We start from the raw sequence: 14,775 nt of genomic DNA, 5'->3' as shown, positions 1-14,775 counted from the left end.
AAGATACGCCCGCGACCCCGGCGGCACCAGCGGACGCGAGCGCGCGCGTCAGATCGGGCAGCCGGGGTCGCCCGCGTCGCAGCAGGCGCACACGGCCTCGCCGTCCTGCACCTCGCACGCGCCGTGGTCGTAGGTCGCGCCCATGTCGTCGCCGATCTCCGTACACACGACGAAGCAGTCGACCTCGGTCGTCTTGCCCCACTTGCAGCCGGCCCAGGTGTTCGCGTCGAGGCAGCTCGGCGCCTCGCCCGAGCAGGCCGCGCCGGAGCCGGAGCCGCACTCGACGAAGATCGTGCCGCCGTCGTCGACGCAGCCGTACGCGAAGTCGTAGCCGTCGAGCTTGCACGTGTCGTCGAGCGACGTGTCCTCCACCCACACGCCCCCCTCGCAATAGTAGTGCGCGCTGCCCTGCGGCCCGCACGACGACGGATGGGTGCAGAAGAAGCTCTCGCTGTCCTCGTCGCAGCTCGGCGGCGGACCGACCGCGCCGGGGCACATGTCCCCGCCGGTGCCGTCGCTGGTCGGCTCGCCCGTCGCGTCGCTCGTCCCCTCGGTCGGCGTCGCCGTGGTCTGGCCGGGGTCGACGCAGCACGACAGGTCGGCCGGATCGTCGGGGTCGCACCACGTGTAGCCGACGTCGCAGTAGCACTGCCCGTCCACCGACGAGCTGTTCGGGTCCGGGCACTCGCCGTCGCCCATGCCCGGCTCCTCGCAGCAGTCGGTGCTGTTCGGGTCGTCCGGGTCGCAACGCTCGTAGCCCGGGCTGCACACGCAGTTCTCGTCGTTGTTCGCCAGCAGCGAGCCGCACTCGTGCGACCCACCGGTCCCGTGATCGGTCGAGCTCGCGCCCTCGGTGCTCGGGGCGGCGGTCGTCGTCTGCGTCGCGCCGGCGGTCGTGAGGATCGGCTCGGACGAGTCGCCGCAGCTCGCCAGGGCGGCGCTCACGAGTACAAAAAAACATGTCCGAAAATACATAGGCGAAAGTCCATGTCTGAAGGGATAGGCCCTCTGAACCGGCAACCACTGCCGCGCCCGGGCCGTCGTCGGCTCGAAGCTAGCACACTCACAGCAGGCAGCCCGGCTCGTCGCGGTCGCAGCAGACGCAGGCGGCCTCGTCCTTGCGGATCGCGCAGCGCCCGGAGTCGCGGGGCGTGCCCTCGGGGTCGCCGACCTGCCGGCAGCGCTGGACGCAGTTCGTGGCCGTCATCTTGCCGCGCTCGCAGGCGACCATCGAGCTGCCGTCGCAGTAGGCGTCGCTGGTCTCGGGCACGCACGGCGTGCCGGGCCCGAAGCCGCACGCCAGCTCGCCGCTGCCCTCCATCGGCACCCCGACCGGGTCGTAGGCGAAGTCGAAGCCCTTGTCCTGGCACAGCTCGTCGGCCGTGCGCAGCACCGGGCCCGCGCCGGGGGCCCGCGGGTCCTCGCCGCGCCACGGGACCTTCGGCGCCATCACGCGCCACAGCTCGGTCCACGTCTGCCAGTCGTGCCCGCCCGGGCGGGTGAACACGCGCTCCGGCGGCAAGATTCGCCCGAGCATCGCTCGCCCGCGGTCGGCGTCGTGCGTGCCGTAGCCGAGGAAGATCGGCGGATTTTTGGTCGCAGCGGCCTGCTTGAGCCAGCGCCAGAGCTCGTAGTCCCACGGCCCCGGCTCGGCCGCCGGCTGCCACGCCTCGACGCCCACCTCCTCGATCGCCCGCAGCGTGCGCCGGCGCCCCAGATACGGCGCCAGCAGGACCACCCCGCTGATCTCGCCCGGGTGCATCGACGCGGTCCAGATCGCCCCCATCCCGCCCATCGAGATGCCGACCAGCCACACGCGCGCGTAGCCGGCCTTGCGCGCCGGCCCGACGATGTCGCTCCACAGCCGCGCCTCCGTCGACTGCTCGGCGTAGTAGCCCGAGTGCGCGTCGGCCAGGATCACGTCGACCCCGGCCGCCTCGAGCTCGGCGACGAAGCCGTGGCGCACGAACTCCTCCGGCGCGTCGCCGTGGCCCTGCAGCAGGATCGCCACCGTGTCGCTGCGCTCACCCTGGTGGGCCGGCAGCTCGCTGGAGCGCATCGGCACCTGGGTCGGGCGGGGGAACGGGCAGGCCGCCAGCGCCGCCAGCGCGAGCGCGCCGAGCCCGGCGCCGATCCTCAGAACCTGGCTCATGAGACACCTCTCCGCGCGGCAAACCTATCACCGTTCAGCGGCGGCGCCACAACACGCGGCGGGTCCACTCGCCGGCGGCGATCCGGAGGTCGTCGAAGTAGGTGTACGCGACCGGCACGACCACCAGCGTCAGCACCGTCGCGGTGGTCATGCCGCCGACCAGGGTCTTGCCGAACGGGCCGTAGTCGAGGCCCTCGCCGTTGGGGGTGGTGAACGCGAGCGGGATCATGCCGCCGACGGTCGTCAGCGCGGTCATCAAGATCGGCCGGAACCGCTGCATGCCGGCCTGGACGATCGCCTCCTCGCGCGACAGCCCCGACGCGCGGGCGCTGTTGATGAAGTCGACCAGGACGATCCCGTTGTTCACCACCACCCCGAGCAGCAGCAGGATCCCGATCACCGCCAGCGCGTCGATCGGCGAGCCGGTGAACATCAAGAACCACCACACGCCGATGAACGACAGCGGGATCGACGGCAGCACGCTCATCGGCAGGATGAAGCTCTCGAACAAGAAGCCCATCACCAGGAAGATGAACGCCGTCGACAGGATCATCGCCCCGACCATGTCGTTGCGCAGGTCGTCGGTCTCGCGCGTGTCGCGGTCGGCGTCGAAGCTGATGCCCGCGGGCAGCCGATAGCTGGCGACGAACTTGCGCAGCTTGTCCATGGTCTCGAGCCGGTTGTCCTCGGCCAGCTCGAGCCGGATCAGCGCCGCCACCCGCTTGTCGTTGCGGATCAGCGCCTGCTCGCCCTTCTGCACCGTCATCTCGGTCAGCACCCGCACCGGCACCACCGAGCCCGGCTTCTTCTCGCTCGGGACCTTGAACTCGAGCAGCTCGCTGAGCTGCTCGCGGTCCTCCTTGCGGTAGCGGATCCGGACCTCGATCTCGCGGTCCTCCGTCGCGCTCTGGAACCGCGGCAGCACCTGCCCACGGATCGCGTAGGCAATCGAGCTGGCGATGTTGCCGGCCGGGATCCCGAACCGCTCGGTCATCGTCCGGTCGACCGCCAGCGCCAGCTCGTCGCGGCGGACCGCGTCCGCGCCGCGGTTCGACACCCCGAGCACCCCCGGCTGCTGCAACAGCGCCGCCTGCAGCGCCTCGCGGGCCTCCTGCACCGAGCGGTGGTCGTCGCCGTACAGCGTGACCATGAACGTGTTGTCCTGCCCGCCGTCGGCCCCGCCGAAGCGGGCCTCCTTCACCCAGCCGGGCCGGCTGGGCATCTTGTCGTAGACCTCCTGGCGGACCTCGTTGAACGGGCGCTCGTCCGGCTCCTGCGGCTCGAAGAACACCTGCACCTGGGCGAAGCTGCCGTCGAAGCCGATGTACTGGCCGGAGATCCGGTACTCGTCCTTGATCTCCGCGATCGACTTCTCGACCTCGACGAAGAACTTCTCGGCCTCCGACTTGGTGACGTCGGACGGCATCGAGTAGTAGGCCCAGAAGTTGCGCGTGCCCATGTTCTCGCCGCTCGAGAACTTGACGCGCTGCATCGGGATCGCGCACGTCGCCACCAGCATCACCAGCGACGGGATCACGACGTCGATGCGCCGGCGCAGGCTCGCCCGCAACAGCCACCCGTACCAGGCGTTGACCCGCCCGAGCGTGGCCGTGTACAGCCGGCCCATCCACTGCTTCCACCAGGCGTCGACCGCCAGGAACGCCCGCCAGCGCTTGCCGCCGCGGCGCAGCGGGTCACCTGTCCCGAGGGCCATGGCGCTCGTCATCGGCACCAGCACCAGCGCGACGAACAGGCTGGCCAGCAGCGACACGCACACCGGCGTGACCATGCGGATCATGAAGAACTGCGTCGGGCCCGAGCTGAGCAGCGCCGCCGGCGCGAACACGATCATCGTCGTCAGCGTCGCCAGCGTGATCGGCAGCGCCACCTCGGAGGCCCCGTGCAGCGCCGCCGCGTACGGGCCCATCCCGCGCTCGCGGTAGCGGTCGATGTTCTCCGCGACCACCACCGAGTTGTCGACCACCAGGCCGACGCAGATCATCAGGCCGAGCAGCGAGATGATGTTGATCGACTGGCCGAGGAAGTACATCACCGGCAGCGACAGGAAGATCGACAGCGGGATCGAGGCCGCGATCAGCAGCGTCAGGCGGACCCGGCGCAGGAAGAACAGCAGGACCACGATCGCCAGCACCCCGCCCTGCAGGCCCGAGCTGGTGACCTGGTTGAGCGAGTAGCGGATCGCGTCGCCCTGCATGAAGAAGTCCTTGACCTGGAACCCCGCCAGCCCCGGCTCGCGCACCGCCGCGTCGACGGCCTCGCGGATCTTGTCGCACACCTCGACCGTGTTGGCCTGCGACTCCTTGAGCACGAACAGCACCATCGACGGCCGCCCGTTGAAGCGGTCGATGCGGTCGCTCTCGGGGTAGTCGTAGACGACGTCGGCGATGTCCTTGAGCCGCAGGTTCTTCTGCCCGACGATCGTGTCCTCGAGCTGCTGGACGGTCTGGTAGGTGGCGAGCGAGCGGACCACGAAGCGCCCGTCGGGGTCGCGGATCTCGCCGCTGGCGAGGTTGAAGTTGGACTGCGACAGCTTCTGCGCCAGGGTGAAGATGTTGACCCCGGCCGCCTCGGCGAGCGGCCGGTTGAGCTCGATGCGGATCTCGCGGTCTTCCTTGCCCCACAGGTTGACGAGGGCGACGCCGTCGATGCGCTCGATGGCGCGGACCAGGTGCTTCTGCACCCGGTCGCGCGGCAGCTCGACCGACTCGTCCCACGTCACGCTGTAGAACGCGACCGGGATGCCCGCGCCCGACTGCTTCTGGATCCGCACCCGCTGGACGTCGCTCGGCAGCTCCGGCCGCGCGCGCGCGACCCGGTCGCGAACCTCGCGGTAGGCGATGTCCATGTCGGTGTCGCCCTCGAACACCAGCGTCACGCTGGCGCGGTCGGCCCGCGAGGTCGCGCTGATCTCCTCGAGCCCCGGCGTGGTCGCCAGCGACTGCTCGAGCGGCCGCGTGATCCGGTCCTCGATGTCCTGCGCCGTCGCGTTCGGGTACGGCACCTCGATATGCAGGAACGGCGGCGAGAAGCCCGACGGGATCAGCTCGAGCGGGATCCCGACCAGCGCGACCACGCCGATCACCACCGCGCTGAGCAGCGCCATCAACATCGTCACCGGCCGCACCAGCGACAGGTGGACAATGCCGTTGTCGCGCAGCTCCGGCCCCGGGACGGACGGCTCGCTCATGACTTCGGCACCTCGACCTCGGGGGCCAGCTGCTCCGGCGTCACCGCCCGCGTCTCTCGCAGCAGCTTCACCTCGCGCGACTCCGCCACGCCGCCGCCGAAGATCCGGTCGACCCCGGCGTAGATGGTCGGGATCACGATCAGCGTCAGCAGCGTCGAGAAGCTGAGGCCCGCGATCACCGTGATCGCCATCGGCGTGCGCAGCTCGGCGCCGTCGCCGAGGCCGAGCGCCATCGGCACCAGGCCGAGCACCGTCGTCAGCGTCGTCATCAGGATCGGCCGCAGGCGCACCTGCCCGGCGATCGCCAGCGCCTCGTCGGTGCTGTGCCCGCGCTCCTTGAGCTGGCCGGTGTAGTCGACCAGCACGATCGCGTTGTTGACGACGATGCCCGCCAGCAGGATGAGCCCGAGGATCACCAGCACGCTGACCGGCACGTTCAGCAGCAGCAGCGTCCAGACCACGCCGACCAGCGCCAGCGGGATCGTGATCAAGATGATCATCGGGTACAGCAGGCTCTCGAACTGCGAGGCCATGATCACGTAGACGAGGAAGATCGACAGCCCGAGCGCGAGGTACAGCGAGCGCGACGAGGTCTCCCACTCCTCGCTCTGGCCGGTCACCGCCGTCGTCACCCCGGCCGGCAAGTTGAGCTTGGCCAGCCGCTCGTCGATCTCGCGCGCCGCGCTGCCGAGGCCCGAGCCGGCCAGGTTGGCCGTGACCAGGCCGACCCGCTGCTGGCCGATGCGACGGATCTCGTTGGGCCCGCGCCCGAGCGTGATCTCGGCGACCGCCGACAGCGGCACCGGCCGCGCCTGGCCCGGGTTGACCACCAGGTCCTCGAGCTCGCGCACGGTCGCGGTGTCGATGTCCTTGAGCCGGACGCGCACGGGGATCTTGCGGTCCTTGCGGTTGTACTTGGTGGCCTCGTAGCCCTGGACCTTGTTGCGCACCAGCTCGGCGACCGAGCGGATGTCGAGGTTGAGGCGGGCCAGCGCGTCGCGGTTGTAGACGATCTGGACCTCCGGGCTGCCCGGCAGGATCGACGACTTGACGTCGCGCAGGTCGACGATCTGCGCCAGCTCGTCGCGCACCTTGTCGGTCGCCTCGCGCAGCTCGTCGAGCTCGTAGCCGCGCACCTGGACCTCGATCGGCGTGGCGAACGAGAACAGCACCGGCCGCGTCACGTGGACGATCGCGTCCGGCACCCCGCGCACCAGCGGCCGGATCACCGCCAGCGCCGCCTCCTCGGCCGCCGCCGGGTCGAGCTTCTTCTCCGGCTTCGCCGGCCCCTCGGGACCTGCCCCTTCGGCCGTGTCCTTCGCGCCCTGTCCCTCGGGGCCTGTCCCTTCGGGCTTGTCGGCCTTGTCGCCCGGCGGCTTCGGCGGCGCCCGCTTCTCGCCGAGCGCGACGCGCAGGCGGGCGGTGTGCTCGCCGCGCTCGCCGGCCTCGCTCGAGTCGCGCTGGCTGCCGATCGTGGTGATCAGCGTGCGCAGGTCGGGGATGCTGGCCAGGAGCTGGCGCTCGAGCGGCGCGGTGGTCTCGTTGGTGGCGAGCAGCGGCGTGCCGACCGGCAGGCTCATCTCGACCGTGAACTCGCCCTGGTGCAGCTCGGGGATCAGCTCGCTGTCGAGCCGCGGCGCCGCCCACAGCGTGGCCGCGCCGGCGCCGAGGGTCAGCGCGTAGACGACGAAGCGGTTGCGCAGGCTCCAGCGGATCAGCTTCGGGTAGCCGGTCTCGAGCAGGCGCAGGAGCCCGTCGAACAGGAACAGCACCGGCATCAGCGGCCAGCGCAGCAGCCAGCCTGCCCCTCGCACCGCCCGCACGCCGACGAAGCTCAGCAGCAGCAGCAGCGCGGTGAAGAACTTGCCCAGCAGCTCGAACACGAAGTGGAGGACGAAGCGCAGGACCCCGTAGACGATCGGCACCAGCGTGATCCACCACCAGCGCGGCCGGATCGCCCGCCGGAGGTCGCGCAGCGACTCCCAGTCGAGCCACAGCCGGCCGAACGAGCGCCAGAAGCCGACCGCGGGCCGCTCGTTCGACGGCGGCCCGCCGACGAACCGGCGCGACGCCAGCATCGGGATCAGGAACAGCGCCACCGCCAGCGAGGCCAGCAGGCTGAACACCACCGTCAGGCCGAGGTCGCCGAACATCTGCCCGGCGATGCCCTCGACGAACACCATCGGGAAGAACACCGCGACGGTGGTCAGCGTCGACGAGACGACCGCGCTGCCGACCTCCGACACGCCGCGGACGGTGGCGCGGATGTAGTCGTCGCCCTCCTCCTTGCAGCGGTGGATCGACTCGAGCACGACGATCGAGTTGTCGACCAGCATGCCGATGCCGAGCGCCAGGCCGCCCAGGCTCATGATGTTGAGCGAGACCCCGGCGATGTTGAGCGGGGCGAAGGTGACGAGCACCGAGATCGGGATCGAGACGGCGACGATGAGCGTGGTCTTCACGTCGCGCAGGAACAAGAACAGGATGATGACCGCGAGGATGCCGCCCGACAGGGCGGTGCCGCGGACCTCGTCGATGCTCGACTCGATGAACTTCGAGCGGTCGGTGAGGATGTCGACCTGGGCCCCGTACTCCTTGAGGATCCGCGGCTGCACGCGCTGCTCGACCGCGTCGGTGACCCGCTTGGCCATGTCGACGATGTTGGCGTCGGCCTCCTTGTGGACCTCGATCTCGACCGCCTCGCGGCCGTCGACGCGGGTGATCACGTCGCGGTCCTTGAAGCCGCTCGAGACCTCGGCGAGGTGGCGCAGCTTGATGTCCTTGCCGTCGCGCGAGACGACCACCAGGTCGCGGATGTCGTCGAGGTCGCGGAACTCGTTGACCGTGCGCACCAGGTAGCGCGTCCGGCCGTCGCGCATGCTGCCGCCGGCCAGGTTGATGTTCTCCGCCTGCAGCCGCTTGATGACGGTGTCGATGTTGATGTTGGTGCGGCGGAGCTGGTCCTCGTCGAGCCGGACCTCGATCTCCTCCTCGAGGCCGCCCTTGACCTTGACCGCGGCGACGCCCTCGAGCGGCTCGAGCAGGCGGCGGATGTCGCGGTCGGCGATCCGGCGCAGATACTTGAGCCCGGCCGTGCCGGCGAACGGGTCGTCGGCGCCGCCCTCCTGGCCCGGCATGGCCGGCGACCCATTCAGGTCCGGATGGACCGGGGAGTGGATCGACAGCGTCAGCACCGGATCGAGCGTGGGGTCGTAGCGCAGGATCAGCGGCTGCTTGATCTCCGTCGGCAGCGTCGGCTTGATCGCGTCGATCTTCTCGAGGACGTCCTGGTTCGCCTCGTCCATGTCGGTGTCCCAGGCGAACTCGAGGATCACGTCGCTGTAGCCGCCGCGCGACACCGAGTCGATGCGCGTCAGCCCCGTGACCACCCCCAGGATCTCCTCCATGGGCCGAGAAACATTGTTTTCGACCTCCGCCGGGGCCGCGCCGGGGTACTCGGTGCGGACCGTCAGGCGCGGGTAGCTGATGTCGGGCATCAGGTTCAGCGGCAACAGGCGGATGCTGAACGCGCCGAACACCACCACCGCGAGGAACACCATCAACACCGCGACCGGTCGCGTGACCGTGAAGCGGTAGCGCTCCATCTCGCGGGCCCTGGCCGCCAGCTGGAGGTCGCCGGACTCCGGACGAACGGGATCCACGGCTTTAGTTCTCCTTGTTGGCAGCCTTCGTGTCGTCGACCTTCGCGTCCGTCTTGCCGGCGTCGTCGGCCTTGGCGTCGTCGGCCTTGGCCTCGGCGGGCTTGGCGTCACCGCCCTCGGGCCGGCCCTGCATGTCGACGCGGACGATCTTCGCCCCGTCCTTGAGGCCCGTCTGCCCGGCGACGATCACCGCCTCGCCGGCCCCGAGGCCCTTGACGATCTCGACCCGCTCGGCGTCCTGCAGCCCGAGCTCGACGCGCACGCGGCGGGCCTTGTCGCCCTCGGGTACGAACACGTAGGTCTGCTCCTCGTCGTGGACGATCGCGCCCTTCGGCACCAGCGCGACGTCCTCGCGATGGTCGACCGTCAGCGTGACCTCGGCGTACATGCCCGGCAAAAAGCCCTGGCCGCCGGCCAGCTCTTGCGGCAGCGCGACCGTCATCTTGACGGTGCCGGTGCCGGCGTCGACGGTGGGCGAGATCCGCAGGACCTTGCCGGTGCCCTTGCGGCCCTTCGCCGCCTTGCCGACCACCAGCGCCTCCTGCCCGACCTTGATGCGGTCGAGCTCTTTCTCGGGCACGAACACGCGGGCGACCAGCGTGTTGAAGTCGGTCACCTGCAGCAGCTCGGCGCCGTTGGTGACGAAGCCGCCCTCGATGACCTTGCGCTGGGTGATCGTGCCGGAGAACGGCGCGGTCACCTTGGTGTTCTTCATCTCGCGGGCCCGGTCGCGCAGGTCGAGCTCGGCGATGTCGAGCTGATTTTTCGCCTTCTGGTACTCCTCGTGGCCGAGCACGCGCTCGTTGTAGAGCTGCTCGATGCGCTGGAAGTCGGTCTGCGCCTTGGCCAGCGAGGTGTTGGCGCGCAGCAGCGAGTTGGCCTGGGCGTCGAAGCGGATCCTCGCCAGCACCTGGCCTTCCTTGACCTTGTCGCCCTCTTCCACGGTGAGGTCGACGAGCCGGCCGACCGACTCGGCGTGGACGGTGACCTGGCGTTCGGCCTCGATCGTGCTCGCGGCGGAGATCGTCGCCGTGATCGCGCCGCGCTCGACGGTGCCGACGACGACCGGGCTCGGTTGCTCGACCACCTCCGCGTCCGCGGCCTTCTTCTCGAAGCCGCCGGCGCTGGCCTGGCAGCCGAGCGCGAGCGCGAGGGGGAGCGACAACCAACGACGCGACGGACGGTTCCTCGTGGGGGCGGGCGAACTCAGCATGTCCGGGCCTTACGCCTCGCGGCATAGCACGAAAGCGGCGAGATCGCCGCGGACCCCCGCAGCGCTCGCCCCGTCCGATGGACCTCGCGGCGGAGCCATGCGACCTCCGCAGCCCGCGCCCGGTTTCGCCAGCCGGCGAATTTTCGCGTAGGGGCCCTCACGCCCCGGCGGCGACAGCCGCGAGGACGGCCTCCGCCATCTCGACGAAACCGGCGCCCTCGCGGGCCTGGGTGATGAATTGCGGGGCTTCGGGCAGGTACTGCAATTGCCCGGCGATGTCGGCCGTCCCCACCGTCGCGCCGAAGCGGCCGCCGACGAACAGGCCCGCGTCGTTGGGCGCGTCGCCGATCGTCACGATCGCCCGCGGGTCGAGCCCGAGCTCGGCCGCCATCTGCAGCACCGCCGCGCCCTTGTCGGGCACCGATTCGGCGAGGTGCACATGCACGTTCGACCACACGAGGTGGACGCCCATCTCGGCGGCCAGGTCGCGCAGGCGCACCAGCTCGGGCTCGTCGCGGCCCTCGCGTTCGTAGGCGATGTCCCCGAGCCGGCAGAAGTCGTCGCCGGTGAGGCGCAGGCGGGCGTCGTGCTCGGCGTTGAGGCGCTCGCCGACCTGGCGCAACCGCGGCTTGTCGGTCGGTTTGCCGAGCCAGCGCGGCGCCCGGTCCGGGATCACCTCGAGCAAGCCGTTTTCGGCCAGTCCACGCGTGACGCCGGGCAGGTAACGACACAGTCCCGTGACCTCGCCGGCGGGCCGGCCGGACACCGGCATGACCGCGACCCCCGCAGCGACCAGGCGGGTGATCGCCGCCAGCGCCGCTGGGTCCAGCTTTCCTGCCCGGGTCAACGTTCCGTCGACGTCGGTCGCAATCAGCGCAGGCCGCAGGGACAGGCTCAGGCGCGAAATCGGCGTAATTTCCGGGGCTTTACCCGATGTGCGCTCGGGGGTGGGTCGGCTCGGCAGGTGTGTGTTCATGGGACCGGCGGCTCGTTCGCGGGCCCCCTTGCTGTCTCGCGGGGCCCTCGTGATAGTTTTCGTGCGGGCTATGGCGCTTGTACTTCAACCCGGGGATGTCTACGCCGGAAACATCAAGATCCTGCGGGTCCTCGGCAGCGGCGCCTTTGCGAGCGTGTACAAGGTCGAAGTCCGCGGCTACGACAAGCCGCTCGCGCTGAAGCTCACGCGCGAGCCGGTGACCTCGGGCGACCAGGCCCAGCGGGCGCTCCGCGAGATCACGATCTTGCGCTCGCTGACCAACCCGCACGTCGTGCGCACCTTCGACTGCGGCCTGCGGCCCGACGGCCACGTGTACATGTTGATGGACTACCTCGAGGGCCAGACCCTCAACACGTGGCACAAGTTCGACCAGCCGCTGCACCCGGCGCAGGCGGTGACGATCGTGCATCAGGCCTGCCTGGGCCTGGCGGAGCCGCACGCGCAGGGGATCGTCCACCGCGACGTCAAGCCGGAGAACATCTTCGTCCAGGACAACGGGCAGATCAAAGTGCTCGACTTCGGCCTGGCGCGCTCGTGGGACGGCAAGAGCGTGATCGGCATGAACGCGACCCAGATCCACATGGTCGTCGGCACGCCGCACTACTGCCAGCCCGAGCAGCTCAAGACCCGCGTGCTGTCGCCGGCGAGCGACGTGTACAGCCTGGCCACCATCCTGTACGAGCTGCTGTCGGCGCGCTCGCCGTTCCACGGCGACCGGCCGCTCAACGCCGTGCGCGAGGAGTACCGCGAGAAGCCGGTGCGATGGTTGCACGCGCACGCGAGCATGCCGGTGGTCCCGATCGACAAGCACGAGGGCTGCGAGACCCTGCCGCGGACGCTGGTCAAGGGGCTCATGGCCTCGCTCGACAAGGAGCCGGAGCGGCGCCCGCACGACGCCGGGGTGCTGGCCAACATCCTCGGCGAGGTGCTGCACCGCGAGCTCGGCATCCCGGTGGCGGCGACCCTGCGCCTGCGTTGGCCGGAGGGCGGGGTCGAGGAGCGGATGTTCCTCCCCGGCAGCTACCGGATCGGCAGCGGCGAGCGCTGCGAGATCATGCTGCCCGACCACCACTCGCAGCACATCCGGCGCGTCCACGCCGTGCTCGAGTGGAGCGGGATCCCCAATCACCCCTTCCTCCGGCCGATCATCGGCGACGGCTCGGTGCGCGTGAACGACATGCCCGTCCAGCGCCCGGTCGAGCTCGAGGAAAACGACAAGATCTGGGTCGGTCCGTACGAGATCTCGATCGTCACGTGAGGCGCGGCGCTCGCCGGGTCGACCTCCTTTCGGGAGCTCCTGCGGACGCTCTCCAGGCGCTTCTGGAAGCCCTCGGAAGGCGCGATCTCCCCGCGCCCGCCGCGTCCCTCGCCGCGCCCGGGTCGCGGCTGTCGCGCCCGCCCAAATTCTCGCTCCGGCGCCCGTTTCGGCCCCCGCACCAGCGAGTTTGATCACATTTTACCCTTTGACACGGAGCCCTCGTTTCCGCTATCTACCCGGCCTCCTCTTCGGGGTGTAGCGCAGCCTGGTAGCGCACCTGGTTCGGGACCAGGGAGTCGGAGGTTCAAATCCTCTCACCCCGACAAAAAAAGGAAGCAGGCCCGCGGTCGCAAGACCCGGGCCTGTTTGCTTGGGTCCTCCTGTCGGAGGCGATCTCCTGCGCCGACCCGCGCGGCCCCTCGTCGCGTCGAGCGCGAGAGCTCGCGCCGCGCCGGTCTCACCAAGCATGTCCCGAAGGACATTTGATTCCGTCGCGTCGTGCTCGGGCCGGAGCGCCCCACGGCGCAGGCGTCCGCGCGAGCGCGCCTGCGCGCCGCGGCGGCCTGTAAGAGCCTCCCGGGGCTCCGGCGTTCGGGCGGCTGCATGACACGCCCGCGCCTGCTCCCCCTCGTCGCCCTGCTGCTCTTGACCCCGGCCTGCGCGAAGCGGGCGTCCTACACCGACGCGAGCTGGGCCTCGACCCCGGCGGTCGCGGCGATGGAGGCGCCGAACACCGAGAGCTACGCGCACATCGCCGAGAACGCGTTCAAGCGGGTCGCCGACGACCCGCTCTCGACCTTCTCGATCGACGTCGACACGGCCTCGTACAGCAACGTGCGCCGCTTCCTCGAGGACGGCCAGCTGCCGCCGGTCGACGCCGTCCGCATCGAGGAGATGATCAACTACTTCACCTACGCCTACCCCGAGCCCGCGGGCGCGCAGCCGTTCTCGGTGCGGACCGAGGTCGCGGCCTGTCCGTGGAACGACAGGGCGCGGCTCGTGCAGATCGGGATCAAGGGCAAGTCGCTGGCGCCGGCCGAGCTCCCGCCGCGCAACCTGGTGTTCCTGCTCGACGTGTCGGGCAGCATGGCGAGCCCCGACAAACTGCCGCTGCTGCAGCGCTCGCTGACCATGCTGGTCGCCGACCTCCGCCCGGTCGACAGCGTCGGCATCGTCGTCTACGCCGGCGCCGCGGGCGTCGTGCTCGAGCCGACCTCCGACCGCGACAAGATCGTCGCCGCGCTCAACGCCCTCGACGCCGGCGGCTCGACCAACGGCGGCGCGGGCATCGAGGCCGCCTACGCGCTGGCCGAGCGGGCGTTCCGCAAGGGCGGCATCAACCGCGTGATCCTGGCGACCGACGGCGACTTCAACGTCGGCGTCAGCAGCGAGGGCGCGCTGCAGCGGCTGATCGAAACCAAGCGCGACAGCGGGATCTTCCTGTCCGTCCTCGGCTTCGGCACCGGCAACGTCAAGGACAGCACGATGGAGATGCTGGCCGACAAGGGCAACGGCAACTACGCCTACATCGACGGGCTGCAGGAGGCGCGCAAGGTCCTGGTCGAGCAGGCCGGCGCCACCCTCGTCACGATCGCCAAGGACGTGAAGATCCAGGTCGAGTTCAACCCGCTCGAGGTCGGCGCCTACCGCCTCGTCGGCTACGAGAACCGGATGCTCGCCCACGAGGACTTCAACGACGACGGCAAGGACGCCGGCGAGATCGGCGCGGGCCACACCGTCACCGCGCTCTACGAGGTCCTGCCGCCCGGGGCCGAGGGCTCGTTGCCCGGCGTCGACCCGCTGCGCTATCAGCAGCCGAAGGCCGCGCCCGCGCCGGCCGCCGGCAGCGGCGAGCTCATGCACGTCAAGCTGCGCTACAAGCAGCCCGAGAGCGGCGACAGCCAGCTCCTCACCGTGCCGGTCGCCGATCCGGGCAGCGCCCTCGACGCCGCCTCCGACGACCTCCGCTTCGCCGCCGCGGTCGCCATGTTCGGCATGAAGCTGCGCAACTCCGAGCACGCGCGCGCCGTCTCGTACAAGCAGATCCGCGGCCTCGCCGAGGGCGCCCTCGGCTCCGACCCCAGGGGCTACCGCCGCGGCATGCTGGCCCTCCTCGGCCTCGCCGCGAGCCGGCAGGGCGAGCCCCTCGACGCGCCCGCCACCGTGGCCCGCTGAGCGTCGCGCCCTGCGAGTCTGGGCTGGAGTCGCTGCGAGCGGCCCTCCACGAACCTGTCCCTCCGGGCACCCGGCCCCGGCGGCCTGCGCCGGCCCCGCGCTCGCCCGCG

8 protein-coding genes and 1 tRNA gene are annotated in these 14,775 nt (G+C 70.5%); 3 read left to right on the top strand and 6 right to left on the bottom strand.

Annotation, left to right across the window (positions count from 1 at the left end; all coding sequences use genetic code 11):
• Positions 1–48 precede the first annotated feature (48 nt).
• From NAEX_RS28375 to NAEX_RS50830, 6 genes are all read right to left on the bottom strand, one after another.
• Positions 49–945, bottom strand: coding sequence for a hypothetical protein (locus NAEX_RS28375; protein ID WP_096330610.1), 897 nt, complete (start codon positions 943–945; stop codon positions 49–51).
• A 118-nt stretch (positions 946–1,063) separates the two neighbouring features.
• Complete coding sequence (locus NAEX_RS28370; protein WP_096330609.1) at positions 1,064–2,152, bottom strand: alpha/beta hydrolase-fold protein; 1,089 nt, start codon at positions 2,150–2,152, stop codon at positions 1,064–1,066.
• A gap of 34 nt (positions 2,153–2,186) precedes the next feature.
• Positions 2,187–5,360: an efflux RND transporter permease subunit gene (locus tag NAEX_RS28365; RefSeq protein WP_096330608.1), complete on the bottom strand. Its 3,174-nt coding sequence runs from the start codon at positions 5,358–5,360 to the stop codon at positions 2,187–2,189.
• A complete protein-coding gene (locus NAEX_RS28360) occupies positions 5,357–9,022 on the bottom strand; it encodes an efflux RND transporter permease subunit (protein ID WP_096330607.1) in 3,666 nt (1,221 codons plus the stop codon). Before NAEX_RS28360 ends, NAEX_RS28365 begins: the two co-directional genes overlap by 4 nt.
• Positions 9,023–9,026: 4 nt before the next feature.
• Complete coding sequence (locus NAEX_RS28355) at positions 9,027–10,187, bottom strand: efflux RND transporter periplasmic adaptor subunit (RefSeq protein ID WP_170136077.1); 1,161 nt, start codon at positions 10,185–10,187, stop codon at positions 9,027–9,029.
• A gap of 205 nt (positions 10,188–10,392) precedes the next feature.
• Entirely contained in the window at positions 10,393–11,082 is a 690-nt protein-coding gene (locus NAEX_RS50830) for an HAD family hydrolase (RefSeq protein WP_170136076.1), read from the bottom strand.
• A gap of 199 nt (positions 11,083–11,281) precedes the next feature.
• On the opposite strand from NAEX_RS50830, the gene NAEX_RS28345 reads away from it, so the two are divergent.
• The 3 genes from NAEX_RS28345 to NAEX_RS28335 all read left to right on the top strand — a co-directional run bounded on the left by NAEX_RS28345 (position 11,282) and on the right by NAEX_RS28335 (position 14,665).
• Entirely contained in the window at positions 11,282–12,490 is a 1,209-nt protein-coding gene (locus NAEX_RS28345; RefSeq protein ID WP_170136075.1) for an FHA domain-containing serine/threonine-protein kinase, read from the top strand.
• Positions 12,491–12,739: 249 nt separating this feature from the next.
• Positions 12,740–12,813: transfer RNA gene (locus tag NAEX_RS28340), tRNA-Pro, on the top strand.
• Positions 12,814–13,093: 280 nt separating this feature from the next.
• Positions 13,094–14,665: a vWA domain-containing protein gene (locus NAEX_RS28335; RefSeq protein WP_096330604.1), complete on the top strand. Its 1,572-nt coding sequence runs from the start codon at positions 13,094–13,096 to the stop codon at positions 14,663–14,665.
• Positions 14,666–14,775: the final 110 nt, after the last annotated feature.

This window comes from Nannocystis exedens, from assembly GCF_002343915.1.
Lineage (GTDB): Bacteria > Myxococcota_A > Polyangia > Nannocystales > Nannocystaceae > Nannocystis > Nannocystis exedens.
This window is presented reverse-complemented; position numbering and strand designations above follow the sequence as displayed.